The organism is Ruegeria sp. AM7, from assembly GCF_056535965.1.
The window spans coordinates 1,416,855-1,441,248 of sequence record NZ_JBQFJE010000003.1 but is presented as its reverse complement, the minus strand read 5'-3'; the positions used below and the strand labels follow the sequence as shown (position 1 = coordinate 1,441,248).

The 24,394-nt window shown below is 57.4% G+C and carries 24 protein-coding genes; 15 read left to right on the top strand and 9 right to left on the bottom strand.

The features are described from left to right. Positions 1-273: 273 nt before the first annotated feature. The gene (locus ACR3EG_RS11140; protein ID WP_480495707.1) at positions 274-1,815 is read left to right on the top strand and encodes a helicase HerA-like domain-containing protein; all 1,542 of its coding nucleotides are present in this window, start codon (positions 274-276) and stop codon (positions 1,813-1,815) included. Positions 1,816-1,850: 35 nt separating this feature from the next. On the opposite strand, the gene ACR3EG_RS11135 is transcribed toward ACR3EG_RS11140, so the two are convergent. The 7 genes from ACR3EG_RS11135 to ACR3EG_RS11105 all read right to left on the bottom strand — a co-directional run bounded on the left by ACR3EG_RS11135 (position 1,851) and on the right by ACR3EG_RS11105 (position 7,995). Next, positions 1,851-2,105, bottom strand: a complete 255-nt coding sequence (locus ACR3EG_RS11135; RefSeq protein WP_247742620.1) for a hypothetical protein — start codon at positions 2,103-2,105, stop codon at positions 1,851-1,853. A gap of 181 nt (positions 2,106-2,286) precedes the next feature. Beyond that, the gene (locus tag ACR3EG_RS11130; protein ID WP_170354155.1) at positions 2,287-3,600 is read right to left on the bottom strand and encodes a branched-chain amino acid ABC transporter permease; all 1,314 of its coding nucleotides are present in this window, start codon (positions 3,598-3,600) and stop codon (positions 2,287-2,289) included. Then, positions 3,597-4,607 carry a branched-chain amino acid ABC transporter permease gene (locus tag ACR3EG_RS11125; protein WP_480495704.1) on the bottom strand — a complete coding sequence of 337 codons (1,011 nt, stop codon included), beginning with the start codon at positions 4,605-4,607 and terminating at the stop codon, positions 3,597-3,599. Before ACR3EG_RS11125 ends, ACR3EG_RS11130 begins: the two co-directional genes overlap by 4 nt. After that, positions 4,607-5,032 (bottom strand): hypothetical protein, encoded by a 426-nt coding sequence (locus tag ACR3EG_RS11120; RefSeq protein ID WP_480495702.1) that lies wholly within the window; start codon positions 5,030-5,032, stop codon positions 4,607-4,609. Before ACR3EG_RS11120 ends, ACR3EG_RS11125 begins: the two co-directional genes overlap by 1 nt. 38 nt (positions 5,033-5,070) lie before the next feature. Continuing rightward, on the bottom strand, positions 5,071-5,901 hold the full coding sequence (locus ACR3EG_RS11115; RefSeq protein ID WP_480495700.1) for an ABC transporter ATP-binding protein: 831 nt from the start codon (positions 5,899-5,901) through the stop codon (positions 5,071-5,073). Further along, complete coding sequence (locus tag ACR3EG_RS11110; protein ID WP_209197098.1) at positions 5,898-6,686, bottom strand: ABC transporter ATP-binding protein; 789 nt, start codon at positions 6,684-6,686, stop codon at positions 5,898-5,900. Before ACR3EG_RS11110 ends, ACR3EG_RS11115 begins: the two co-directional genes overlap by 4 nt. Before the next feature lie 127 nt (positions 6,687-6,813). Beyond that, the gene (locus ACR3EG_RS11105) at positions 6,814-7,995 is read right to left on the bottom strand and encodes an ABC transporter substrate-binding protein (protein WP_480495697.1); all 1,182 of its coding nucleotides are present in this window, start codon (positions 7,993-7,995) and stop codon (positions 6,814-6,816) included. Positions 7,996-8,145: 150 nt separating this feature from the next. Between ACR3EG_RS11105 and ACR3EG_RS11100 the strand changes: the two genes are divergently transcribed. Further along, positions 8,146-9,246, top strand: coding sequence for a PQQ-dependent sugar dehydrogenase (locus tag ACR3EG_RS11100; RefSeq protein WP_480495695.1), 1,101 nt, complete (start codon positions 8,146-8,148; stop codon positions 9,244-9,246). Between the two features lie 80 nt (positions 9,247-9,326). Continuing rightward, positions 9,327-9,854, top strand: coding sequence for a GNAT family N-acetyltransferase (locus tag ACR3EG_RS11095; protein ID WP_480495693.1), 528 nt, complete (start codon positions 9,327-9,329; stop codon positions 9,852-9,854). 6 nt (positions 9,855-9,860) lie between these two features. Here ACR3EG_RS11095 and ACR3EG_RS11090 read toward each other — a convergent pair whose 3' ends face one another. Next, the gene (locus ACR3EG_RS11090; RefSeq protein ID WP_480495691.1) at positions 9,861-10,865 is read right to left on the bottom strand and encodes a GlxA family transcriptional regulator; all 1,005 of its coding nucleotides are present in this window, start codon (positions 10,863-10,865) and stop codon (positions 9,861-9,863) included. Between the two features lie 169 nt (positions 10,866-11,034). Here ACR3EG_RS11090 and ACR3EG_RS11085 point away from each other — a divergent pair, with 169 nt between their 5' ends. Continuing rightward, positions 11,035-12,405, top strand: a complete 1,371-nt coding sequence (locus ACR3EG_RS11085; protein ID WP_353389721.1) for a class II 3-deoxy-7-phosphoheptulonate synthase — start codon at positions 11,035-11,037, stop codon at positions 12,403-12,405. 198 nt (positions 12,406-12,603) lie between these two features. Here ACR3EG_RS11085 and ACR3EG_RS11080 read toward each other — a convergent pair whose 3' ends face one another. Continuing rightward, positions 12,604-13,278, bottom strand: coding sequence for a PAS domain-containing protein (locus tag ACR3EG_RS11080; protein ID WP_480545838.1), 675 nt, complete (start codon positions 13,276-13,278; stop codon positions 12,604-12,606). A gap of 255 nt (positions 13,279-13,533) precedes the next feature. Here ACR3EG_RS11080 and ACR3EG_RS11075 point away from each other — a divergent pair, with 255 nt between their 5' ends. From ACR3EG_RS11075 to ACR3EG_RS11025, 11 genes are all read left to right on the top strand, one after another. Beyond that, positions 13,534-14,412, top strand: coding sequence for a YicC/YloC family endoribonuclease (locus ACR3EG_RS11075; RefSeq protein WP_480495687.1), 879 nt, complete (start codon positions 13,534-13,536; stop codon positions 14,410-14,412). Positions 14,413-14,427: 15 nt separating this feature from the next. Next, positions 14,428-15,069 carry a guanylate kinase gene (gmk, locus tag ACR3EG_RS11070; protein WP_170354167.1) on the top strand — a complete coding sequence of 214 codons (642 nt, stop codon included), beginning with the start codon at positions 14,428-14,430 and terminating at the stop codon, positions 15,067-15,069. Beyond that, positions 15,066-15,587, top strand: coding sequence for a gamma carbonic anhydrase family protein (locus ACR3EG_RS11065; protein WP_209197112.1), 522 nt, complete (start codon positions 15,066-15,068; stop codon positions 15,585-15,587). The genes gmk and ACR3EG_RS11065 overlap by 4 nt, the downstream gene beginning before the upstream one ends. A 22-nt stretch (positions 15,588-15,609) precedes the next feature. Continuing rightward, the gene (locus ACR3EG_RS11060) at positions 15,610-16,656 is read left to right on the top strand and encodes a PAS domain-containing sensor histidine kinase (RefSeq protein ID WP_480495684.1); all 1,047 of its coding nucleotides are present in this window, start codon (positions 15,610-15,612) and stop codon (positions 16,654-16,656) included. 197 nt (positions 16,657-16,853) lie between these two features. Continuing rightward, the gene (locus tag ACR3EG_RS11055; RefSeq protein ID WP_170354170.1) at positions 16,854-17,894 is read left to right on the top strand and encodes a substrate-binding domain-containing protein; all 1,041 of its coding nucleotides are present in this window, start codon (positions 16,854-16,856) and stop codon (positions 17,892-17,894) included. A gap of 81 nt (positions 17,895-17,975) precedes the next feature. Further along, the gene (gene pstC / locus ACR3EG_RS11050) at positions 17,976-19,448 is read left to right on the top strand and encodes a phosphate ABC transporter permease subunit PstC (RefSeq protein ID WP_480495681.1); all 1,473 of its coding nucleotides are present in this window, start codon (positions 17,976-17,978) and stop codon (positions 19,446-19,448) included. Then, positions 19,445-20,806, top strand: a complete 1,362-nt coding sequence (pstA, locus tag ACR3EG_RS11045) for a phosphate ABC transporter permease PstA (protein ID WP_480495679.1) — start codon at positions 19,445-19,447, stop codon at positions 20,804-20,806. The genes pstC and pstA overlap by 4 nt, the downstream gene beginning before the upstream one ends. 10 nt (positions 20,807-20,816) lie before the next feature. Continuing rightward, on the top strand, positions 20,817-21,614 hold the full coding sequence (pstB, locus tag ACR3EG_RS11040) for a phosphate ABC transporter ATP-binding protein PstB (protein ID WP_170354173.1): 798 nt from the start codon (positions 20,817-20,819) through the stop codon (positions 21,612-21,614). A gap of 16 nt (positions 21,615-21,630) precedes the next feature. Further along, positions 21,631-22,341 carry a phosphate signaling complex protein PhoU gene (phoU, locus tag ACR3EG_RS11035; RefSeq protein ID WP_170354174.1) on the top strand — a complete coding sequence of 237 codons (711 nt, stop codon included), beginning with the start codon at positions 21,631-21,633 and terminating at the stop codon, positions 22,339-22,341. 3 nt (positions 22,342-22,344) lie between these two features. After that, positions 22,345-23,034 (top strand): phosphate regulon transcriptional regulator PhoB, encoded by a 690-nt coding sequence (gene phoB / locus ACR3EG_RS11030; protein WP_170354175.1) that lies wholly within the window; start codon positions 22,345-22,347, stop codon positions 23,032-23,034. 110 nt (positions 23,035-23,144) lie between these two features. Next, the gene (locus ACR3EG_RS11025) at positions 23,145-24,374 is read left to right on the top strand and encodes an acyl-CoA dehydrogenase (protein WP_480495676.1); all 1,230 of its coding nucleotides are present in this window, start codon (positions 23,145-23,147) and stop codon (positions 24,372-24,374) included. Positions 24,375-24,394: the final 20 nt, after the last annotated feature.

Genomic DNA, 24,394 nt, shown 5'->3' with positions numbered 1-24,394 from the left:
TCCCTTTCATAGAATTTTCTCCCCGTCGGACTGGCCGACTTAGTTATGCGCAAACGTTACGAAAGGGGAGCGCAACGGTCAACTGCTAACCTGAAATTTTAATCTCAAAAGCGTGATTTGTTCAAAAAAGCCGCGCCATAAGGCGCGGCCAGTCGACAGGGAGGAAGATTGCCGCCCACGCGCTTAATCGCGAAGGCAGCGATTAGACTATCGCAGGCAAATGTTAAATTTGTATGGTGAGGACAGATCGGTGCAAATCAAGGCTGAAAATCTATGGAAAACAGTATCTTCTTGGGCGGTGGTGGCGCGGACTATGGGCAACCGCAGTCCCTAGCATTGAAATACGCCAACCGGCACGGCCTGATCGCCGGAGCGACCGGAACTGGCAAAACAGTGACATTGCAGATTTTGGCCGAGGGGTTCTCGCAAGCCGGCGTTCCCGTTTTCCTATCCGACGTCAAAGGGGATTTGTCCGGGTTGGCCAAGGCCGGAAGCGAAACTCATAAGCTTCACCCGGCGTTTCAGGAACGCGCCGAGCGTATTGGGTTTACGGATTACGTCTACGGCGCTTGCCCGGTTACCTTTTGGGATTTGTTCGGCGAGCAGGGCCACCCGGTCCGTACAACAGTTACCGAAATGGGCCCGTTGCTTTTGTCCCGCTTGATGGATCTGAGTGAGGCGCAGGAAGGCATCCTGAATATAGCTTTCCGAGTGGCAGACGATGAGGGAATGCCCCTTTTGGACCTGAAGGACCTGCAGTCGTTGCTGGTTTGGATCGGCGAGAACCGGTCGCAACTGTCACTTCGGTTCGGAAATGTCTCGACGGCATCGATCGGAGCTATTCAGCGGCGTCTCTTGGTGCTTGAAAATCAGGGCGGGACCAATCTGTTTGGAGAACCAGCGCTCGAGTTGGCGGATTTAATGCGCACCGACGCACAGGGGCAGGGGATGGTCAACATTCTGGCGTCGGACAAGCTGATGGGGTCGCCCCGCCTTTATGCGACATTCCTTCTGTGGCTGCTCAGCGAGTTGTTCGAGGAACTGCCCGAGGTCGGCGACCCCGAAAAGCCTAAGCTGGTGTTCTTTTTCGACGAAGCGCATCTGCTGTTTGAAGACGCGCCAAAGATCCTTGTCGACAAGGTCGAGCAAGTCGCACGCCTGATCAGATCCAAAGGTGTGGGAGTGTATTTCATCTCGCAGAACCCTGCTGACATCCCCGAGGATATTCTTGGGCAGCTTGGAAACCGCGTTCAACATGCGCTGCGTGCGTTCACTGCACGGGATCGGAAAAATCTTCGTCTGGCCGCCGAGACATATCGAGAAAACCCCGCCTTCGACACCGAGGCAGCCATTCGTGAAGTCGGCGTCGGAGAAGCTGTCACCTCGATGCTGCAAAAAAAAGGTGTGCCCGGAATTGTCGAGCGCACGCTGATCCGCCCGCCAGGGACTCACCTTGGGCCGATCACCTCAGCCGAGCGGCAAGCGGTCATTGATGCTTCGCCCATGCAACAGAAATACCGTGACTTGAAAGACCGACAGTCGGCGTTCGAGATTTTGCAGTCACGGGCGGATGCCGCTGCTCAGGCGGCTCAACAGGCCGAGGAAGAGATCGAAACCAAGTCCGTAGCCGAACGAGAGTTCGCAACAGCCCGCAGATATTCAGGCAGTCGTGTTGGACGCTCATCTTCCCGAGTATCGCGCAAGAAAGACACGTTCGCGACCGCCATGAGTGAAGCTGTCATCAAAGAGCTGAAGGGAACCACTGGCCGGCGTATTGTCCGCGGAATTCTTGGGGGTTTATTCAAAAGCAGGTAAAGCCGGGAAAACAGGCTGCTTTCCCGGCCGAAGGGTCAACCTTTCAGGCGGCGCTGGCCTTCCTGCTTGCAATAGGCATCGGCCTGAGGAACCGTCAGCTTGGTCGCGGGGAAATCAATGGCCCGGTCCCAGTTCACGCGATCCTGGCGATAAAGCTGACAGGTGATTTCACCTTCGGGCGTCTGGATTTTCACCGGGGTGGTTTCAAAGTCTTCGGGGCTTGGAACACACCCTGTAAGCCCAGCGATCAGCGTCAGAAATAGGATTGGTTTGGCTAGTGTCATAATCATGTGAACTCTTTATTGTGAGTGTTTGGTCGCAGTCTCAAGCGGTTTGTCTAAATTCCGGTAAACACCGAAAATTTTCCTGGGGCCGCATGGTGTGTAAAGTCCTCTAGACGGGAGAGGCGGGTAAATCAAGAAATCACGCCCGAAATCGGGCGTGATTGTAGTGCCTCTCAAGATGAAGTGATCATTTTTCCGGAATGAGGCCACGGGGGCTGAACCTGAGAACGATCAGCAATATCAGCCCCATAGTGAACAGGCGCATATGCGCGGCACTTTCGATCAAGTGGGCTTTCAGCGCACTTCCTTCGGGCATTCCGGACGTGATCAGGTTCATCAGCCAAAGACCGATGGGTTCCACCTGAACCCACAGGAACCAGATCAAGAACGCACCCAAAACCGCTCCGAAATTGTTACCCGAACCGCCGACGATCACCATGACCCATACAAGGAAGGTAAAACGCAGCGGGTTGTAGGTGCCCGGTGTCAGCTGCCCGTCCAGCGTGGTCATCATTGCGCCTGCGATGCCACAGATGGCCGAACCCAGAACAAAGATTTGCAGGTGCCGGCGCGTGACGTCCTTGCCCATCGCTTCGGCAGCGACCTCATTGTCGCGAATAGCACGCATCATCCGTCCCCATGGGCTTTTCAGCGCCATCTGCGCCATCCATAGCAGCACCAGCAGCACTATGGTGAACAGCAGCGAATAGCCCAGCTTGACCGAAAGCGTCGAGGCCGTAACGGGATCAAGACCCAGCCATTCGGCGCGAGCGATGAAACCGGGATCTGCTTGCAATTCGACCTCATATCCCACCACAGGTGCCGGGCGCGGAATGCCGTAGACATTCTTGACGCCGCGGGCCAGCCAATCCTCGTTTTTCATGATGGCGATGACGATTTCGGCAATCCCCAAAGTCGCGATGGCAAGATAGTCGGATCGCAACCCCAGTGCAGTTTTTCCGATCAACCAGGCGGCCCCGGCTGCCAGAAGACCGCCAGCGGGCCACGCGATCAGGACCGGCAGGTTCAAGCCGCCGATGTTACCCGCTACGGCCGGGTCGATCGCCTCGATCGCCGCGACATTGGGGTCAAATACCGCGCGGTAGATGAAAAACCCGACAATGAGTATGGCCACAATCGTCAGTGTCTGAACCCGGCCTTTTGGTAACTTCCGAGCGGTCACGACGGCTGCCACCACGGTCGCGGCACCCAGCACAAGCGACAGTATGACCCCATACCCACCTGCGACCCAAGCACCGGGTGTCGGTGGTGTCGAGACCAGAACAACCGCCAACCCGCCCAAGGCCACAAACCCCATGACGCCAACGTTGAAAAGACCGGCAAATCCCCATTGCAGGTTTACCCCGATCGCCATGATGGCCGAGATCAGCCCCATGTTCAGGATCAATATGGCCGAGTTCCAGCTTTGCGTGAAACCGGACAGCAGGATCAGGCTGGCAACGGCCACAAAAAGCAGCGTGTTTTTGACGGGCTCGGTCATACCGCTTTCCCCTTGAACAGGCCCGTGGGCTTAAACAGAAGCACAATCAGCAGAATCGCAAAGCTGACGGCGAATTTGTAATCGGTGGACAGGAACTGGACCAATCCAGAAGGCTCCAGACTTTCCGGAGCCAGATAGGTCAGCACCTTTTTCCACGCGTAGGTGATGGTCACTTCGGAAAAGGCGATGATGAACCCGCCTGCGATGGCGCCTAGTGGGTTGCCCAGGCCACCCACGATGGCCGAGGCAAAGATCGGCAGAAGAAGCTGGAAATAGACGAAGGGCTTGAAGCTTTTATCGAGGCCATAGAGTACGCCAGCCGTAGTCGCCAGCGCGGCAACGATGATCCATGTGATCATCACCACACGCTCGGGGTTTATGCCGGACAGCAGGGCCAGATCCTCGTTATCCGAATAGGCTCGCATCGACTTTCCGGTGCGGGTTTTGTTCAGGAACCAGAACAGCAGCGCCACGGCAACGACGGCCACGACCACGGTGATGCCCTGAGAGGTCTTGATCGCCAGCCCCTCTCGCAGGCCGGTCATCGCTTTGAAGTCACGCGCCGAGACAATGAAACGTGCGCCGTCCGAAAAGCGCTGGTCATCCGGGCCGATGATGAACCGCACAACGCCGTTCATGATGAACATCACACCCATCGACACGATCACCAGAATGACTGGCTTGGCCTTTTGTTCGCGGTAAAAGCGGTAAACCAGCCTGTCCGTGACAAGCACCAGAACGATGCATCCCAGAATAGCAAAGGGCAGGGCGAGCAGAGCGGTTGGCAGCGGCCCGAAACTGACCCCAGCGGCCTGCAGGCCCCACGTGACCAGAACCGCGATCATCGCGCCAAAGGCCATCGTGTCACCGTGGGCAAAGTTCGAGAACCGCAGGATGCCATAGATCAGCGTCACCCCCAAAGCGCCCAGCGCCAACTGGCTGCCATAAGCGATTGCGGGAACAAGAACGAAGTTGGAGAGCGCCACAAGGGCGTTGAGGAAGTCCATTATTTGCTTTCACACCCCTGAAACTTTATGAGAAATTCGGAGAGGCTGGAATTTTTGAAATTCCGCTCGATCCATTCGTATCCGCGAGGAACGTAGGCTAGGTGCAACACGCCACTTTCTATGGAATCTTCATTGCCGCCTCGAAAGTCCACGGCATGGTCATTCGGCAATGAAGTTGAAAAGTCATAGTCTGGTTTTCCGTGAAAACCATCGTCAAGAAGTTCGATCCTTGTATAGTAACCATCGTCTTTTGGTGCGTGTCCCAAATAGACGGCTTGCTCGCTGTTCAATACGACCAGCAGGAACCGAAGATCGCGTGATTTTTTTTTGCAAGGTCCGTCCACTCTGCAGACGGAAACTGTTCGGCACTCCAGAGTTACTGCATAATCGATTGCTTCCTCGAACGCGGCAACAGGTCCGGTCAAGAGCGTTGTCAGTATTATGGCGCAGACTGACCGCATCCTCACCCCCCCAAGAAACTCTTACGAACTTCCGGATCGGCCAGCAGTTCCTTGCCCGTGCCGGTATAGGCGTTCCGCCCCTGAACCAGCACATATCCCTTGTCCGCGATCTCCAGCGCCTGGCGGGCGTTCTGTTCGACCATCAGGATCGGCAGCCCGGTGCGCGACACCTCAATGATCCGGTCGAACAGCTCATCCATCACGATGGGCGAGACGCCAGCGGTCGGTTCGTCCAGCATCAGAACCTTGGGCTGGGTCATAAGCGCGCGGCCCACGGCGACCTGCTGGCGTTGACCGCCCGACAGCTCTCCGGCGGCTTGGTTGCGCTTGTCGCGCAGGATCGGGAACAGGTCATAGACCTGCTCCATCGTTCCCGAAATATCGTCGCGGCGGATGAAAGCCCCCATCTCAAGGTTTTCTTCCACCGTCATCGACGTGAAGATGTTCGAGGTCTGCGGCACAAAGCCCATCCCACGCATCACGCGATCCTGCGGGGTAAGCGCGGTGATATCCTCACCATCCAGCCGCACCGCACCGGACCGCACGTCCAACATCCCGAATACGGCCTTCATTGCGGTCGATTTACCAGCACCATTCGGGCCGACGATCACCGCGATCTCACCCTTATCAACGGCGATGGTGCAGTCGTGCAGAATATCCGGACCCTTGCCATACCCACCGGTCATGGTGTCGCCGATCAGGAAGGGGCCGCCTTCGACCTTATGCGTCTCACCGCTTGTGCGATGAGCGGGGGTCATGGTGCCGACACCATGCGTATTGGTGATCGAGGCGTCCTTGTTGCCCTTGTCGTCCTGGTAGGGGTTGTCGCTCATGCGCCCGCCTCCAGCTTGTCTTTGTTCTTGAGGCCGGTGCCCAGATAGGCTTCGATCACGTGCTCATTTGCCTTGATCTGATCCAGAGTGCCTTCGGCCAGTACCTTGCCTTCGGCCATACAGATGACCGGGTCGCAGATCTTGCCAATGAAATCCATGTCATGCTCGATCACCACGAAAGTATAGCCGCGTTCCTTGTTCAGGCGCAGGATCGTGTCGGCGATGGTCATCAGCAGTGTGCGGTTCACGCCCGCGCCGACCTCGTCCAGAAACACGATTTTGGCGTCGACCATCATGGTGCGGCCCAGTTCCAGCAGCTTCTTCTGCCCGCCCGAGACCTGACCGGCCTTGTGATCGGCCAGATGCTCGATGGTCAGGAACTCCAGCACCTCGTCGGCCTTGGCCTTCAGCGCGCGTTCCTCATCGGCAATGCGCTTGCGCCCGAACCACGTGTTCCAGAGCGATTCACCGGACTGAGCGCCCGGCACCATCATCAGATTCTCGCGGCAGGACATCGACGAAAACTCATGCGCGATCTGGAAAGTGCGCAGCAGGCCCTTGTGGAACAGCTCATGCGGGGGCAGGCCGGTGATATCCTCACCATCCATGTGGACCTTCCCGCTGGTCGGCGGCAGAACGCCCGCGATGACATTGAACAGAGTGGTTTTTCCGGCCCCGTTCGGTCCGATCAGACCGGTGATCGAGCCCTTTTGGATTTCCAGCGATGCCCCGTCCACCGCATGAAACCCGCCGAAATGCTTGTGCACGTCTTCGACGACGATCATCTTATCCCCTAGCCGCCGTTTTCCGGCGTTGTTGCCACATCCCTGTGCGAATGGTGCGGGCTTTTGTCATTGAAACAGCCCGGGCACAAGGCCCGGGCTGCTTGTTTTTATGACTTATACGTGTCGATCAACGGAAGTTAACGGTCTTGTTCTCGCCGTCGGTCACTTCGATCTCGCGGTACGAGCCCGCGCTTTCACCGGGGCCGATCAGCTCAACGCCGGACGCGCCGACATAGTCAATGTCCTGACCTGCGGCCAGCAGCTCCAGACCTTTGGCCAGCTCACCGGGATAGATTTTCTCGCCCGGAGCATTGGCAACGTCCATGATCTTGCCGCCGTAATCGGCAGGGCTGGTGGACCCAGCGGCCTGCATCGCCAGCATGAACAGCGCAGCCGCGTCATAGCTTTCCGGCGAATAAGGCGACGAACCGTCGAAACCTGCAGCTTCGGCCATGGCAAAGTACTTCTCGGCCCCTTCACCACCCGAACCGGCGATCTGACCGAACGAGCCGTTCAGGTCGGGGCCAACATTGTTGGGCAGCGAGTCACCGATCATGCCGCCGGGCAGACCGAATGTGTCAAACGCACCGCTGTCCAGCGCCGACTGGATGATGCCCAGACCACCTTGGTCGAGATAACCCGCGACAACCAGAATGTCGCCACCGGCCGAGGCCAGCGCGCCCACTTCGGCCGAGTAGTCGGCTTTGCCGTCTTCGTGTGCGGCAACGATGGTCACTTCGCCACCCGATGCCTCAAACGAGGACTGGATCGCGTCTGCCAAACCCTTGCCGTAGTCGTTGTTGGTGTAGGTCAAAGCAATCGAGCTGATGCCACGGTCATTCAGGATGTCCGCCATCACCTGACCTTCACGCGCGTCCGACGGGGCGGTGCGGAAGAACAGGCCGTTGTCTTCCATGGTCGACAGGCCGGGCGAGGTCGCCGACGGCGAAATCATCACCATGCCGTTCGGAATAGCGACGTTCTGCAGGATAGCGCCGGTCACGCCCGAGCAATCGCCACCAATGATGCCGGCAACGCCATCCGCGATCATGCGCTCACCGTTCGAGGTGGCCAGACCGTTGTCGATACAGCCAGTGTCGGCACGCGACGCGGTCACTTTGGTGCCATCCAGCAGCTTGCCGGATTCAGTGACCTCGGCCATCGCCATCTCGGCACCCGAACCCATGGCCGGGGCCAGCGATTCAATCGGGCCGGTGAAGCCAAACAGAACGCCCAGCGAGATGTCTTCGGCCAGAGCCGGACCAGCCAGCAGAGCGGATGCTGCAGTTGCAGTAAGCAGCTTTTTCATATGGTTACTCCCTATTGTGAACGTATTCGTTCTGGTCACGACCCTAGGCAAGCTGTTCGGAAAAGAAAAGTCCTAACGAAAACGTGTTTTTGTCGAGAGGAAACCTATTTGTTTTCTTAGTGCTAACACGGCGGTTCCAAGGTGAGAAACATGACGGTTCGGGTATTTGCGATTCTTGTTTTTATGTTCGGCACGGGTTCCGCTTTGGCGGATACGCTGAAAACCTCCGCCGGGAATGTTCAGGTCGACACGATGGTCGAGGACCTGGATACGCCATGGGCCGTCGGTATTCTGCCCAACGGCGCATTTCTCGTGACCGAAAGAGATGGTGAGTTGTTGTATGTCGCAGAAGGAAAAGCAAACCCTGTGCGCGGCGTTCCGAAAGTGGTTGCGAACGGGCAGGGCGGGTTGCTGGATGTCACGGTACCAAAGGATTTCGACCAGAGCCGTGAAATTTTCCTGACATTTTCAAAATCACAGCGGGGCGGTGCTGGCACCGCACTTGCCGTTGCGCGTTTGTCGGAAAGTGGAGATCGTTTGACGAACCTGCAGGTGATTTTTGAGGCGCTGCCGGGAGGCTCGGGCGGTCGCCATTTCGGCTCGCGCGTGGTCGAAGCGACGGACGGGACACTGTTCGTCACAATCGGAGATCGCGGTGATCGCCCTCAGGCGCAAGACAGGACGAACCATATTGGTACGGTGGTCCGCATCAATCGCGATGGCTCTGTCCCCGCGGATAACCCGTTCGTGGGCCAAGCCGATATTCGGCCCGAGATTTGGTCCTATGGGCACCGAAATCCACAAGGCGCGGGGCTGGACACCCAGGGCCGGCTTTGGACATCGGAACATGGTGCGCGCGGTGGCGACGAAGTGAACTTGATCCGCCCCGGCTTAAACTATGGATGGCCCGTGATTTCATACGGAAAGCACTATTCCGGACAAAGTATTGGGGAAGGTACCGCCAAGGACGGAATGCAGCAGCCGCGTCACTATTGGGATCCGTCAATCGCTCCGTCCGGCTTGTTGGTCTATTCGGGAAAACTGTGGCCGCAATGGGCAGGGGATATTTTCGTTGGATCGCTTAAGTTCGACTATATCGCCCGACTAAAAGGTGCCCCCCTGAAAGAAGCCGAGCAGATCCAAGGCCCCGAAACAGAACGCGTTCGGGATATCGTCGAAGCACCGGACGGAACGATCTGGTTCATTTCCGTGGGACAAGGAGCGGTTTTCCGGCTTTCGCCTGACAGATAGGGTGCTGGCCTCGATCCTTGACTGTTGACCCTGAACCAGGCTTGTTTTGGGGCATCAGGGTCATATCAGGGTGCTGTCCATTGCGCGACTTCTCAATAGAAATGTGTGACGTCCTGCCAGATCACGAGGATCTGAACGGAATCCTGTCCCAGTACTATGCGTTGATCGTTGAACGCATGACGGCCATGGGGTTTGAAATAGATCCGGCTGCTCCGAAAAGCGCATTGGCAGAGTTTTGGGCGCGGTCGGATGACTATCTACCGCCGAAAGGGTGCCTGGTTCTGGCGAGAGACCGCACAGGTCAGATCATAGGATGCGGCATGATGAAACGTCTGGATCAGGAAACTGGTGAATTGAAACGGGTGTTCGTGACCGAAACCGCACGCGGCACAGGTGCAGGGCGAGCCTTGATTCAAGCACGAGAGGACGCGGCGCGTTCTTTGGGACTAAAGCGCCTGGTGGCCGACACGCTCACGCCGAATATCGAGATGCGGAACCTCTATCCTAAATTGGGATTTGCAGAGCTTTCCGAACCCATCGAGACGACCACCTATCTGGATCAGCCCATGCTGAGGCCGCATCTACACTACTTTGCTAAGACCCTGTAAGCCCAGTCAGACGGAAAGCCGCCCGGCTTGGGCTCCGCGTTCGCGGTACGGCGTCGTGTTGTAATGCGCACGATAGCATTTCGAGAAATGGCTGGGTGAGGCAAAGCCACAGGCCAGGGCCACGTTGATCACACTCATATCCGTTTGCATCAGCAAATTGCGCGCCTTGTGCAGGCGCAGCTCCATGTAATACCGTTTGGGCGACCTGCTTAGATAGCGGCGGAACAGGCGTTCCAACTGACGGGTCGACATACCCACGTCTTTGGCCAGAATCGAGGGCGAGATCGGCTCTTCGATGTTCTTTTCCATCATCAGGATAACTTGGCTAAGCTTTGGATGTCGAACGCCGATCCGGGTAGGCGTGGACAGACGCTGAGTGTCCTGATCGGTACGGATCGAGGAATAGATCATTTGATCGGCGACGGCATTGGCAAGATCTTCACCATAGTCATCGGCAATAATCTTCAACATCAAATCAATCGACGACGTCCCGCCCGCCGTTGTCATCCGGTTGCCATCAATTTGGAAAACAGACTTGGTCAGCTCGACCTCATCGAATTCCTCAACAAAGCTGTCTGCGTTTTCCCAGTGAATGGTTGCGCGTTTACCGTCCAGCAAACCAGCTTTAGCCAGCGTGTAGGCAGCTGTGCACAACCCCCCGATCTTGAGGCCACGCCGTGCTTCACGCCGCACCCAGTTCAGAACCTTTTTGGTTGTCGCGGCCTGCACGTCGACACCACCGCAAATGATTACAACATCATCGCGCTGCAACTCATTCAGGTCGGCGTCCAGCTTAAATTCGGTCCCAGCCGAGCATTTGACAGTCTCGCCGCCTTCGCCCGCAAAGGTCCAGGAATACAGATCTTTGTCAGCCATCCGGTTCGCGATACGCAAACTGTCCAACGCCGAAGCGAATGACAAAAGCGAAAACTTGTCCAGCAGGACAAATACGAAATTCCTGGGGTTGGCCGCAGTGTCTTGCACCGTGACAACTTGGCGTTGCTCTTGCATGGCGAGGTGTCCTTGATTCGGCGCCTGATGACGTTACGTCTGGCGACAGATGTGACAGACACCATGATCAAAGGTTGTTTAGGTCGTCAAGGGGCGCAAATCGGATATGGTCACTCTGCAATGCATTTTGTATAGAGACGACCTGAATACTTCAGCGGAGATCATAGCTATGACCGAGTGGCAAAAATCGAACTGGCGCAACAAGCCCCGGGTTCAGATGCCAGACTATACCGACGCGGCCGCGCTGGCCAAGGTCGAGGCCCAGCTTGCACAGTATCCCCCGCTGGTTTTTGCGGGCGAGGCTCGACGCCTAAAACAACAACTTGGTGCCGCTGGCCGCGGCGAGGCTTTCCTGTTGCAGGGCGGGGATTGTGCTGAAAGCTTTGAACAATTCAGCGCGGATGCGATCCGGGATACCTTCAAAGTGATGCTGCAGATGGCCATGGTTCTGACCTATGGCGCCAAGGTGCCGGTGGTCAAAGTGGGTCGTATGGCGGGTCAATTCGCCAAACCGCGCAGCGCGCCGACCGAGGTGATTGATGGCGTGGAGCTGCCCAGCTACCGTGGTGACATCATCAACGAGTTGGCCTTTACGCCCGAAGCTCGTATTCCGAATCCATCCAAAATGCTGCAAGCCTACACTCAGGCGGCGGCCACGTTGAACCTGTTGCGGGCATTTTCGACCGGTGGTTTCGCCGATATGAGCCGCGTCCATTCCTGGACGCTGGGCTTTACCGACGATCAGGACGTTCAAAAATACTCGGAAATCGCAGACCGCATTCAGGATTCCATCGACTTCATGGATGCTGCCGGGATCAATGCCGATACCACGCATGAATTCTCGACTGTCGAGTTCTACACCAGTCACGAAGGGCTGCTGCTGGAATACGAAGAGGCGCTGACCCGTCTGGATTCGACATCCGGCAACTGGCTGGCCGGCTCGGGTCACATGATCTGGATTGGCGACCGTACCCGTCAGCCCGACGGTGCGCATGTGGAATTCTGCCGGGGCGTTCAGAACCCGATCGGTCTGAAATGCGGTCCGACCACGACCGCCGAAGACCTCAAGGTTTTGATGGCCAAACTGAACCCCGAAAATGAAGAGGGCCGCCTGACCCTGATCGCGCGCTTCGGTGCCGGTAAAGCGGGTGAGCATCTGCCGCGACTGGTCAAAGCGGTCAAGGAAGAGGGCGCCCAGGTCACTTGGGTCTGCGACCCGATGCATGGCAACACGATCAAGTCGGCCACGGGATACAAGACCCGTCCCTTCGATTCGGTGCTGCGCGAGGTGCGTGACTTCTTTGGCGTGCATCAGGCCGAAGGCACGATCCCCGGTGGTGTGCATTTCGAGATGACTGGTCTGGACGTTACTGAATGTACCGGGGGTATTCGCGCCGTAACGGAAGAGGATCTCTCGGATCGTTACCATACCGCTTGCGATCCACGCCTGAATGCGTCGCAGTCGCTTGAGCTGGCATTTCTTGTCGCGGAAGAGCTTACGTCATTGCGGCGCAATCGGACCAAACGCGAAGCCGGGTAACCGGGCCCTTTATTCCGGACGAATGATAGCAAGGCGTCAAATGACTTTTGTTGTTTGACGCCTTATTTGCATAACCTTGACCTCACACCCAATCCTCGCACGCGGTTACGCGCGGGCAGAGCACCCGAACGCGAGGTGATGCGTGGCGGGAAAGCTGGTCAGATTGTCTAATATCTTTTCCCGAAGTCGCCAACTCCGTTAGTCGTCACGCGAAACGACCAATCGTAAATGCGAACCGGGACGGCTGAATTCTGCGGCGTCTTCCGCAAAACCTGCCGGTTCCGGCGTTGGACGCCTGCTGGGGGCCTGAACTTCGGACACAGGGCGGAGCTTGCGATCGCGCACGCCAAACCGACGTGGTGTGGGGCCTGTTGGGCCGTCGCTGACCATAACGCCTAACACCCGGCTGATGTCGCCAAGATCGCTTTTCAGCGGCAAGAGTATCATCCGCGCCTCCAGCCGGAGACGACCCAGCGCTCCGGTCGACATCAGACCCAGCTCGGCAATCGCGGGGCCGCCAAACACCTGTTCCAGTGTATCGGTGACCTGTTCACGCGCTTCTGCTTCGAAGAACGCGGTCAGAGGCATTCCACGTACCTCCATACCCGCAAGTCTGTTCAGATGACTGCCCGCCAGTCGGAAACGTGCCAAGCCGGGCGCGATGCGTTCAAGGATAAAGGTATATTCCAGTATGCTCTCAAGTCCGCGCGGGTCGATTTGAGCGCGCATAGGAACACTGTCGCCAGTCAGTAGCGCTGTCCAATATGCCTCGGCCTGCCGGATGGGCGACAGGCTGCGCCCACTGTCGAATCGATCCATAGCGACGATCTTTCCAAAACTTGACCCGGATCCGTTCCCGAAAAAGGTTTTCATTTCATCACCCTAGCATCAATCGACCACGATTTTCATAAAATGCCAGATACCGGGGGCATCACTGACTGACCAGTCCTGACGGTGATCAAATTGACACGGGTTGAGTCAATTTTGGACTAATTCTTTAATGAATGGTTAACTTGTCGGCTTTGCCGTCAAACTCAGCAAACTCTTGCTCTGAAGCGGCCAATGCCATTAGGTGCGCCAGGCAGGCAAACGCAGGCGTAGACAGAAGGAACCGGCATGATCAGATCCATGACCGCATTTGCATCGGGTAAAGGCGCGTTGGGCCCGCATAGCTGGACGTGGGAACTGCGCAGCGTCAACGGCAAGGGTCTTGATCTGCGATTACGGATGCCGGACTGGCTAAGCGGACTTGAAGCCGCCTTACGGGCAGAGCTTTCAAAATCGTTGAGCCGGGGAAACGTAACCCTTTCTCTGCGGCTGTCTAAAGACGAAACCGCGCCCGACCTGATGCTGAACGAAACCGCAATGTCCGCGGTGCTGGATGCTTTGGCGCGAACTCAGCAATTGGCGTCGGCGCGTGAAGTTACACTTGCCCCATCTTCAGCGGCCGAGTTGCTATCGCTCAAAGGAATGCTGGATGCAGGCAGTGATGTTGACGACCCTGCGCCTCTGGTCGCGCACCTGGTGGTCGAATTTCAGGACGTCCTGAGCGATTTTATCCAAATGCGGGAAGGCGAAGGTCAGGCCTTGTTTCGGGTCTTGGGTGGACAGCTGGACCAAGTTGCCAGTTTGACCGACCAGGCCGCAGATCTTGCTGAGCAGCGCAAAGACAAAATGGCAGAGGCCCTGCGGGAAAACCTGTCGCGGGTTCTGGACAACGCGCAGGGGGTCGAACCCGACCGGGTTGCGCAAGAACTGGCGTTACTTGCCGTCAAAGCCGACATCACCGAGGAGATCGACCGCCTGAAGGCCCATGTAAGTGCAGCTCGGGACCTATTGGCGCAGGAAGTTGCGGTCGGGCGCAAGCTGGATTTCCTGATGCAAGAGTTCAACCGTGAGGCCAATACATTGTGTTCTAAGGCGCAAAGCGCTGATCTGACGTCGGTGGGGCTTGAGTTGAAGGCCGTAATAGATCAGATGCGCGAGCAAGTGCAGAACGTGGAATAACGACAGGAGCCCCAAATGGCGGATCGACGCGGCCTTCTCATCATTCTGTCCTCGCCTTCAGGGGCAGGGAAATCGACGCTGGCCAAAAGGTTGATGCAATGGGATTCGGATCTGAAATTCTCGGTATCGGCCACCACTCGCGCACCAAGACCCGGCGAGGAACACGGCCGCGAGTATTATTTCCTTTCGGAGGATGCGTTCAAACAGCAGGTTGCCGACGGGCAAATGCTGGAACACGCGCATGTCTTTGGCAATTTCTATGGCTCACCCGCCGGTCCGGTGCGTGAGTCGATCGAATCTGGCAAGGATGTTCTGTTCGACGTAGACTGGCAGGGCGAAGTACAGATCCGAAACTCGGATTTGGGCAAGCACGCCCTTTCAATATTCATTCTTCCGCCCTCGATCCCGGAACTGCGCCGCCGACTTGAGACGCGCGGGCAGGACAGCGACGACGTGATTTCAAAACGGATGTTGAAAAGCTGGGATGAGATCAGCCATTGGGGCTATTACGACTACGTATTGGTAAATGATGATTTAGACTCGACTGAGGAAAAGCTGAAGACCATCGTCAGCGCCGAGCGGATGCGTCGCATCCAGCAACCCAGCCTTCAGAACCACGTTCGCAACCTGCAAAATGAATTTGAGGAACAATCATGACCATCTACGCCTTGGGGGATCACGCACCGCAGCTTCATCAGGATACGTGGGTCGCACCTGACGCAAATCTGATCGGGAAAGTGGTTTTGGAAGAGGGGGCCTCGGTTTGGTTTTGCAGCACATTGCGTGCCGATCACGAGGAAATCCGTGTAGGCGAGGGCAGTAACGTTCAGGAAAACTGCGTCATGCATGTCGACCCAGGTTTTCCGCTGACCATTGGCAAGAACTGTACGATTGGTCACAAGGTCATGCTGCACGGCTGTTCGATTGGCGAAAACTCCTTGATCGGAATGGGGGCCATTGTTCTGAACGGGGCCAAAATCGGGAAGAACTGCCTGATCGGAGCCGGAGCCCTGATCACTGAAGGTAAGGAAATCCCCGACAACTCGTTAGTCATGGGATCGCCGGGTAAGGTCATTCGTCAGTTGGATGACGCGGCCGCGCAGAAACTGACGCTCAGTGCGTTGCACTACCAAAGCAATATGCGCAAATTCCGGGATACCATGAAACCGGTCTGAGTGCCTGCAAGAGTTGACGTCCATGTCCGAAAACCTTCTTGCCGAATTCGTATCGGCCATTCCCATGCCAGCTTTGCTGGTCGATCAGACCGAGCGGATCATTGCTGCGAACACGGACGCCACGACGATGTTGGGCAAAAATATCGAGACCCGCCACTTCGCGACGATCCTTCGGCAACCGCAGGTCATCGACGCGATGGAACAGAGCTTGCGTTCGAAAGGCACCACCAGAACCCGACATCTGGCAAATGACGGGGCGCAGGATACAACCTTCGAAGTTGAATGCCGGTATATGAACGGGGTGGGGGCCGTCTCGGGCGGGGCAGTTCTGGCGACGTTTCAGGACGTGACACATCTGGAACAGGCCAGCCAGATGCGACGAGACTTTGTCGCCAATGTCAGCCACGAGCTGCGCACGCCGCTAACGGCTTTGATGGGGTTCATCGAAACGCTGCGCGGACCCGCACGCGATGATGTCGCCGCACGGGACAGGTTTCTGCAGATCATGACTGACGAGGCCAGCCGTATGAACCGTCTGGTCGACGACTTACTTTCACTGAACCGCGTGGAAAGTGAAGAACGGGTGCGCCCGAAAGAGCAGGTGGAACTGATCGGGCTGTTGCAATCCATTATCAATTCCCTGCGCCCGTTGGCAGAGGACGCGGGCGTCGAGCTGGTTCTAGGCGAAACACATGGGCCTGTGTCGATAGTTGGCGACAGCGATCAATTACGGCAGGTTTTTACCAACCTGATTGAAAACGGAATAAAGTATGGTGGCAGTGGTGGGCGTGTAGACGTTCATGCAACGGCCTCGGACCGGGATACGGCGATGCGGGGACCCGCAGTGCGGGTTCAGGTGATAGACAAGGGGCCGGGCATCGACCCTGTTCACCTGCCGCGCCTGACAGAACGATTCTATCGCGCGGATAGTCACAGGTCGCGGCAACTTGGTGGAACAGGGCTGGGGCTGGCGATTGTGAAACACATCGTGAATCGCCATCGCGGGCGACTTAGGGTCGAAAGCGACTTGGGTAAAGGCTCTGTTTTTACAGTCATTTTGCCCCGGTGACATCAAGTTCGTGATGCCCCTGAAAGTCCGACCAGGTTGTCTGCTTTCTGTACGTTTACGCCGGGTCACGTGGAAACAAATTCAGTTGTCATAAAACCGTTACAAACTTGTCACAAAAGGCTTACGCGCGGGTTCTAGGGGTTCGCCCAAGATCATCATGGGGGTGATCATTTGTTATCTTTCTCAAGGAGACTGAAATGTCCTTTGTAAAACTGTCGGCTTCTGCTCTGGCGATTGCTGCCGTTTCGGCCACTACTGCTGCTGCACGTGATCAAGTTCAGGTTGCCGGTTCCTCGACCGTTCTGCCTTACGCCTCGATCGTTGCCGAAGCCTTCGGTGAAAACTTTGACTTCCCGACACCGGTTGTTGAATCGGGCGGTTCCTCGGCTGGCCTCAAGCGCTTCTGCGAAGGTGTTGGCGAAAACACCATCGACGTGGCCAACGCATCGCGCGCCATCCGCGAAAAAGAGATCAAAGCCTGCGCCGAAAACGGCGTAACCGACATCATCGAAGTTCAGATCGGTTATGACGGCATCGTTTTCGCATCCGACATCAACGGCAACTCGTTCGAGTTCACGCCGGAAGACTGGTACAAAGCTCTGGCAGCCAAAATCGTCGTAGACGGTGAAGTTGTCGACAACCCCAACAAGACCTGGGCCGACGTAAACCCGGACTTCCCGGCGCAGCCGATCGCAACCTTCATCCCGGGCACCAAGCACGGCACCCGTGAAGTGTTCGAAGACAAGGTTATCCTGGCAGGTTGTGAGCACCTGGGCGATTTCGAAGTGTTCAAGGCAGCAGCCGGTGACGACAAGAAAGCAGCCGAAAAACAGTGCATCGCGATCCGCACCGACGGCGTGTCGGTCGACATTGACGGCGACTACACGGAAACTCTGGCGCGTATCGACAGCAACAAAGACGGCATCGGCGTCTTTGGTCTGGCGTTCTACGAGAACAACACCGACAAGCTGCAGGTTGCGACCATGTCCGGCATCGTGCCTTCAACCGAGTCGATCGCAACCGGCGAATACCCTGTGTCGCGTCCGCTGTTCTTCTACGTCAAGAAAGCCCATATCGGCGTGATCCCTGGCCTGAAAGAATATGCTGAGTTCTTCGTCGCAGACGAGATCGCTGGCCCCGACGGCCCGCTGGCCGAATACGGCCTGGTTTCGGATCCCGAGCTGGTAAAAGTTCAGGAAGCTGTTGCGAACGAAACCGTTCTGGGCGGCGGCTCCTAAGCCTTTAACTCTGTAGAACCGGGGCGTTTCGCGCGCCCCGGTTCTTTTTGACTCCACCACTGCCATCCCCACGGAGTTCCCATGGCATTATCCTGGCTGTTGATCATCCTGCTTGCACTGGCAGTGATCGGATTTTTCACGGGCCGCTCCCGTGCTTTGGCAAGTGCCGGAGGGGATGCGCGTGATCTGCACTCACTGCCGTCCTACTATGGCTACAATGTCGCGCTGACGGCGCTGGTCCCTGCCATCGGGGTACTGATTGTCTGGCTGCTGGCGCAACCTGTTTTCGTGAACAGCACCGTGACGGGCATGATCCCCGACAGCGCGATCCCCGAAGGGTCCGACCGGGGCCTGATCATGAGCGAAGTCCGCCGGGTGGCGGATGGTCTTGAGGGCGCGGTGGCCGCCGGCGCTTTGACGCAGGCGCAGGCTCAAGACGCGAATGCTGACATCGCACAGCTGACCCAGACGCTGAAAGACGCAGGGCAGGTGCTGACGCAGGATATCACCCAACCCATTCTGGTTGCGGCACAAACCTATCGCAGCATGACCGGTACCGGAACGGTGGCGATGCAGGTGATCGTGCTCGCGGTTGCACTGTTGGGCGCAGCCTTTGCCTATATCCGTACGCACAAGGAGTTCCGTGCGCGCAACGTGGTAGAACAGGGCGTTCTGGCGCTGCTGCTGCTGGCTGCCTCCATCGCGATCCTGACGACCGTGGGCATCGTTCTGTCGATGCTGTTCGAGACGATGAACTTCTTCCAGCTGCATTCGTGGAAGGATTTCTTCTTCGGCAGTACCTGGGCCCCGAACTTCCGAGGGGGCTCGGAACTATCAATCCTACCGCTTCTGTGGGGCACGCTTTATATCTCATTGATTGCGCTTCTAGTGGCGGTGCCAATCGGCCTGTTCGCAGCGATCTATCTGTCCGAATACGCATCGGGCGCAACGCGGTCGATTGCCAAACCGTTACTGGAGATCCTCGCCGGTATCCCAACCATCGTCTACGGTCTTTTTGCCCTGCTGACGGTTGGCCCCGCGCTCGTGTCAATGTTCGGCGAAGGCGGTGCATTCGGAGTGGGCTGGATGGCCAGTTCCAACGCGGTTCTGACGGCGGGTCTGGTTATGGGCATCATGCTGATCCCATTCGTGTCGTCGCTGTCTGATGACATCATCAACGCGGTACCGCAGTCGATGCGCGACGGCTCTTTGGGTCTTGGCGCGACGCATTCCGAAACCGTCCGTCAGGTAGTTCTGCCGGCCGCTCTGCCGGGGATCGTGGGTGCGATCCTGCTGGCCGCCAGCCGCGCCATCGGTGAGACGATGATCGTTGTGATGGCCGCCGGTGCAATCGCCAAATTCTCGGGCAACCCGTTCGAGGCGATGACCACGATCACAACCCGGATCGTCAGCCAGCTGACCGGCGATACCGACTTTGCCAGCCCCGAAACGCTGGTGGCCTTTGCGCTGGGTCTGACCTTGTTCATCATCACGCTGGGGCTGAATATCTTCGCCCTCTATATCGTGCGCAAATACCGGGAGCAGTACGAATGACCGATATTTCCCAAACCCCCGGCGCAGCGCCCGAGGCGCCCTCCAAACACGGGTCGCTGTTCGAAATGGACGCCCGCACCAAAAAGCGCAATGCGGCTGAATCCCGGTTTAAGATGTATGGGATTGCTGCCATCGGTATCGGCCTGCTGATGCTGATCGTGCTGGTGACAAACATTGTGACCGCAGGCACCGGCGCGTTCCAGCAGACGTTCCTTGAACTGAATGTTGAGCTGAAAGAAGACAAGCTGGACAAGAAGGGCAACCGCAATATCGAGGATATCAAGAAGGTCTCGACCTTTGGGTACGCGCCGCTGATTGCGGCGGCGGTTGAGGCCGAGGTGCAGGAACTGGGTATCCAGACCGATCTTTCGCCCAAGGACATGGGTAAGATCTTGTCCAAAGCCGCACAGGCTGAACTGCGGAACTATGTGATCGCAAACCCTGATGAGATCGGCAAAACCGTCAGCTTCCGCTTTCTGGTCAACAGCCGCGTAGATGGCTACATGAAGGGCCGCGTGACCCGCGAGTCCATTGCCAATGACAAGAGTATCACGGTGGCCCAGCTGGATTTCGTCGATCAACTGCGGGATGCGGGTGTGCTGTACAAAGCGTTCAATCCGGATTTCATCTTCGGCTCTGATGCCTCTGACCAACGGCCCGAGGCCGCGGGGATCGGTGTGTCGATGCTGGGCTCGCTATTCATGATGTTCGTTGTGTTGGCGCTGGCTTTGCCGATTGGGGTGGCCGCCTCGATCTATCTTGAGGAGTTTGCGCCGCAGAACCGTCTGACAGATATCATCGAGGTCAACATCTCGAACCTGGCCGCTGTGCCTTCGATCGTGTTCGGTATTCTGGGTCTGGCTGTCTTCATCAACTACATGCACCTGCCGACCTCAGCCCCGCTGGTGGGCGGTCTGGTGCTGACGCTGATGACGCTGCCGACGATCATCATCTCGACCCGCGCGTCGCTCAAGGCGGTGCCGCCGTCGATCCGCGATGCGGCGCTTGGGGTAGGGGCCTCGAAAATGCAGGCGGTGTTCCACCATGTTCTACCGCTGGCCGCGCCCGGTATCCTGACCGGAACCATCATTGGTCTGGCACAGGCGCTTGGCGAAACCGCGCCGCTGCTGCTGATCGGGATGGTGGGCTTTATCGCCTCGAACCCGCCCGACGGGCTGGTGGCGGGCTTCCTGTCGCCGAACTCGGCCATGCCGGCGCAGATCTACGAATGGTCCAAGCGCGCTGACCCGGCCTTTTATGAACGCGCATGGGGGGGCATCATCATCCTGTTGATCTTCCTTGTGACAATGAACACCATCGCGGTCATCCTGCGCCGCCGCTTTGAACGCCGCTGGTAAGGGGCTTATTATGAACGACATGACACGAGTGGAGAGAGCCGTGGACTCCAAAGCCATTAAAATCGCCGCGAACAAGGTTCAGGTCTATTACGGCGACACCCACGCCATCAAGGACGTGGATGTTCAGATCGAAGACAAGACCGTGACCGCCTTCATCGGCCCTTCGGGCTGCGGCAAGTCCACCTTCCTGCGCTGCCTGAACCGGATGAACGACACGATCGACATCTGCCGGGTCGAAGGCGATATCCTGCTGGATGGCGAGGATATCTATGACAAACGCGTTGACCCGGTGCAGTTGCGCGCCAAGGTGGGTATGGTGTTCCAAAAGCCGAACCCGTTCCCAAAGTCGATCTATGACAACGTGGCCTATGGCCCGCGCATCCACGGCCTTGCCAAGAACAAGGCGGAGCTGGATGAGATCGTTGAGAAATCCCTGCGTCGCGGTGCGATCTGGGATGAGGTCAAGGATCGTCTGGATGCCCCCGGCACCGGCCTGTCGGGCGGTCAGCAGCAGCGCCTATGTATCGCCCGCGCCGTCGCGACCGAGCCTGAGGTTCTGCTGATGGACGAGCCGTGCTCGGCCCTGGACCCGATTGCAACCGCGCAGGTTGAGGAACTGATCGACGAACTGCGCTCGCGCTACTCGGTGGTGATCGTGACCCACTCGATGCAGCAGGCCGCGCGGGTTAGCCAGAAAACTGCATTCTTCCACCTCGGCAACCTCGTCGAGTTCGGCGAGACGGGGCAAATCTTCACCAACCCCGAAGATCCCCGCACCGAAAGCTATATCACCGGCCGGATCGGCTGAGGACAGGTATCAGACCATGAGCGAACAACATATTGCATCCGCATTCGACCGCGACCTCGAGGCGATTCAGGCTCATATCATGAAGATGGGCGGACTGGTCGAGGCCGCCATCATGAGCGCCGCGAGATCACTGGAGACCCGAGACGAAGAATTGGCCCAAGAAGTCCGGCAGGGCGACAAGGCCATCGACGCGTTGGAAGAATTGATTGACGAGGAAACCGCGCGTCTGATCGCGCTGCGAGCGCCGACTGCGAGCGACTTGCGTCTGGTCCTTTCTGTCTTGAAAGTGTCCGGCAACCTTGAACGCATCGGTGATTATTCCAAGAATATTGCCAAACGGACGACGGTTCTGGTCAATGCGGGCGAGATCAACGGCAGCGCCGCCGCCCTGCGCCGCATGGCGCGCGAGGTTGAGCGGATGCTGCGCGACGCTTTGGACGCTTATATCCAGCGCGACGCAGAACTGGCGACCGACGTCATTAACCGCGACGAAGAAGTGGACCAGATGTATAACGGGTTGTTCCGCGAGTTTCTGACTTTCATGGCGGAAGACCCACGCAACATCTCGTCCTGTATGCACTTGCATTTCATCGCCAAAAACATCGAACGCATGGGCGATCATGTCACCGCGATCGCGGAGCAGGTTGTCTATCTGGTGACCGGCGAACGCCCGACCGAGGCCCGCCCAAAGGCGGACACGACGTCCCAAATCCCGCAGGAGATCTGATCCATGTCTGCAGATCAGCCTACAGTTCTGGTCGTTGAGGATGAGCCAGCACAGCGTGAAGTGCTGGCCTATAACCTCGAGGCAGAAGGGTTCCGCGTCTCCAAGGCCGCCAGCGGTGACGAAGCCATGCTGCTGGTGGATGAAGACAGCCCGGATATCATCGTGTTGGACTGGATGATGCCCAACCTGAGCGGGATCGAAGTCTGCCGCCGCCTCAAATCGCGCCCTGACACACGGTCAATTCCGATCATCATGCTGTCGGCCCGCACGGAAGAGGTCGACAAGGTTCGTGGTCTGGAAACCGGTGCGGATGACTATGTGGTCAAGCCGTACTCGGTGGTCGAACTGATGGCACGCGTACGCACACAATTGCGCCGTGTGCGCCCGGCGACTGTTGGCATTCGGCTAGAGTTTGATGATATCATCCTTGACTCGGAAACGCATAAAGTCAGCCGGAATAGCAAGCCTCTGAAACTCGGCCCAACCGAGTTCCGGCTGCTGAGCACGTTCATGGAAAAACCCGGCCGTGTCTGGAGCCGCGAACAACTGCTCGACCGGGTGTGGGGACGCGACATCTATGTCGATACTCGCACCGTGGACGTGCATATCGGTCGCCTGCGAAAGGCTTTGACCCAGCATGGCGGTGCAGACCCGGTCAGAACTGTTCGGGGCGCAGGTTACGCGTTGGGGTAGGGCGCATGTTACCCTATGAGTTTTTCTCATAAGGTATTGCCAAACTCTTTCTGTCTTTTACCTGTCGGTAAAGCTAGGTTGCGTCAAACCTGACAGAGCGGAGATGGACCATGAATGCCCCCGATACCAAACCGACCCTGCGCGCCAAGGATGCTCCGGACATGGGCCGGTTTGCTTGGGACGATCCGTTCCGGCTGACAGATCAGCTTACAGAAGATGAACGCATGATCGAGGCCAGCGCGCGGGCCTACGCGCAGGAAAAGCTGCAATCACGCGTCACCGAGGCGTTTCAGAATGAAGAAACGGACCCTGAAATCTTCCGCGAAATGGGCCAGATGGGCCTGCTGGGAACGACGATCCCCGAGGAATACGGCGGGCTAGGGGGCGGGTACGTCTCATACGGCCTTGTTGCGCGCGAGGTCGAGCGTGTCGACTCGGGTTATCGCTCCATGATGTCGGTCCAAAGCTCGCTGGTCATGTACCCGATCTATGCATATGGCAGCGAAGAGCAGCGCCGCAAATACCTTCCGAAACTGGCCAGCGGCGAATGGATCGGCTGTTTTGGCCTGACCGAGCCTGATGCGGGTTCGGATCCGGCCGGTATGAAGACCCGCGCCGAGAAAATTGATGGTGGCTACCGTTTGACCGGCAGCAAAATGTGGATATCGAACGCGCCCATTGCGGATGTTTTCGTTATCTGGGCCAAGTCCGACGCCCATGATGGGAAAATCCGTGGATTTGTCCTGGACAAGGGGCTGAAGGGTTTGAGCGCGCCGAAGATACAGAACAAACTAAGTCTACGCGCCTCGATCACCGGAGAAATCGTTCTGGACGGCGTTGAGGTCGACGAGACCGCACTGTTGCCGCATGTTCAGGGCCTAAAAGGTCCGTTTGGTTGCCTGAACCGCGCACGCTATGGCATCAGCTGGGGTGTGATGGGGGCTGCTGAATGCTGCTGGCACGCTGCGCGTCAATATGGGTTGGATCGCAAGCAATTCGACAAACCTTTGGCCCAGACACAATTGTTCCAGCGTAAACTGGCCGACATGCAAACTGAAATTGCGCTAGGGCTTCAAGGCAGTCTGCGGGTCGGGCGTCTTATGGACCAAGCCGAAGCTGCGCCTGAAATGATCTCGCTCGTCAAGCGCAACAACTGCGGCAAAGCTTTGGACATCGCACGATTGGCGCGGGACATGCATGGCGGCAACGGAATATCGCTCGAATTCCAAGTGATCCGGCATATGGTGAACCTCGAGACCGTAAACACTTATGAAGGCACCCATGACGTCCACGCGTTGATCCTCGGGCGCGCACAAACGGGCCTGCAAGCCTTCTACTAAATATCGCGTAATTGGTATTA

What these genes read in the sequence shown, in the direction of transcription:
- ACR3EG_RS11090 (WP_480495691.1), bottom strand. Translation starts at nt 10,865, where the DNA reads ATGCAAGAGCAACGCCAAGTTGTCACGGTGCAAGACACTGCGGCCAAC.
- ACR3EG_RS11110 (WP_209197098.1), bottom strand. Translation starts at nt 6,686, where the DNA reads ATGATCGTCGTCGAAGACGTGCACAAGCATTTCGGCGGGTTTCATGCG.
- ACR3EG_RS11100 (WP_480495695.1), top strand. Translation starts at nt 8,146, where the DNA reads ATGACGGTTCGGGTATTTGCGATTCTTGTTTTTATGTTCGGCACGGGT.
- ACR3EG_RS11115 (WP_480495700.1), bottom strand. Translation starts at nt 5,901, where the DNA reads ATGAGCGACAACCCCTACCAGGACGACAAGGGCAACAAGGACGCCTCG.
- pstC (WP_480495681.1), top strand. Translation starts at nt 17,976, where the DNA reads ATGGCATTATCCTGGCTGTTGATCATCCTGCTTGCACTGGCAGTGATC.
- ACR3EG_RS11105 (WP_480495697.1), bottom strand. Translation starts at nt 7,995, where the DNA reads ATGAAAAAGCTGCTTACTGCAACTGCAGCATCCGCTCTGCTGGCTGGT.
- ACR3EG_RS11140 (WP_480495707.1), top strand. Translation starts at nt 274, where the DNA reads ATGGAAAACAGTATCTTCTTGGGCGGTGGTGGCGCGGACTATGGGCAA.
- ACR3EG_RS11080 (WP_480545838.1), bottom strand. Translation starts at nt 13,278, where the DNA reads ATGAAAACCTTTTTCGGGAACGGATCCGGGTCAAGTTTTGGAAAGATC.
- phoU (WP_170354174.1), top strand. Translation starts at nt 21,631, where the DNA reads ATGAGCGAACAACATATTGCATCCGCATTCGACCGCGACCTCGAGGCG.
- ACR3EG_RS11055 (WP_170354170.1), top strand. Translation starts at nt 16,854, where the DNA reads ATGTCCTTTGTAAAACTGTCGGCTTCTGCTCTGGCGATTGCTGCCGTT.
- phoB (WP_170354175.1), top strand. Translation starts at nt 22,345, where the DNA reads ATGTCTGCAGATCAGCCTACAGTTCTGGTCGTTGAGGATGAGCCAGCA.
- ACR3EG_RS11065 (WP_209197112.1), top strand. Translation starts at nt 15,066, where the DNA reads ATGACCATCTACGCCTTGGGGGATCACGCACCGCAGCTTCATCAGGAT.
- pstB (WP_170354173.1), top strand. Translation starts at nt 20,817, where the DNA reads ATGAACGACATGACACGAGTGGAGAGAGCCGTGGACTCCAAAGCCATT.
- ACR3EG_RS11060 (WP_480495684.1), top strand. Translation starts at nt 15,610, where the DNA reads ATGTCCGAAAACCTTCTTGCCGAATTCGTATCGGCCATTCCCATGCCA.
- ACR3EG_RS11085 (WP_353389721.1), top strand. Translation starts at nt 11,035, where the DNA reads ATGACCGAGTGGCAAAAATCGAACTGGCGCAACAAGCCCCGGGTTCAG.
- ACR3EG_RS11130 (WP_170354155.1), bottom strand. Translation starts at nt 3,600, where the DNA reads ATGACCGAGCCCGTCAAAAACACGCTGCTTTTTGTGGCCGTTGCCAGC.
- gmk (WP_170354167.1), top strand. Translation starts at nt 14,428, where the DNA reads ATGGCGGATCGACGCGGCCTTCTCATCATTCTGTCCTCGCCTTCAGGG.
- ACR3EG_RS11125 (WP_480495704.1), bottom strand. Translation starts at nt 4,607, where the DNA reads ATGGACTTCCTCAACGCCCTTGTGGCGCTCTCCAACTTCGTTCTTGTT.
- pstA (WP_480495679.1), top strand. Translation starts at nt 19,445, where the DNA reads ATGACCGATATTTCCCAAACCCCCGGCGCAGCGCCCGAGGCGCCCTCC.
- ACR3EG_RS11025 (WP_480495676.1), top strand. Translation starts at nt 23,145, where the DNA reads ATGAATGCCCCCGATACCAAACCGACCCTGCGCGCCAAGGATGCTCCG.
- ACR3EG_RS11135 (WP_247742620.1), bottom strand. Translation starts at nt 2,105, where the DNA reads ATGATTATGACACTAGCCAAACCAATCCTATTTCTGACGCTGATCGCT.
- ACR3EG_RS11075 (WP_480495687.1), top strand. Translation starts at nt 13,534, where the DNA reads ATGACCGCATTTGCATCGGGTAAAGGCGCGTTGGGCCCGCATAGCTGG.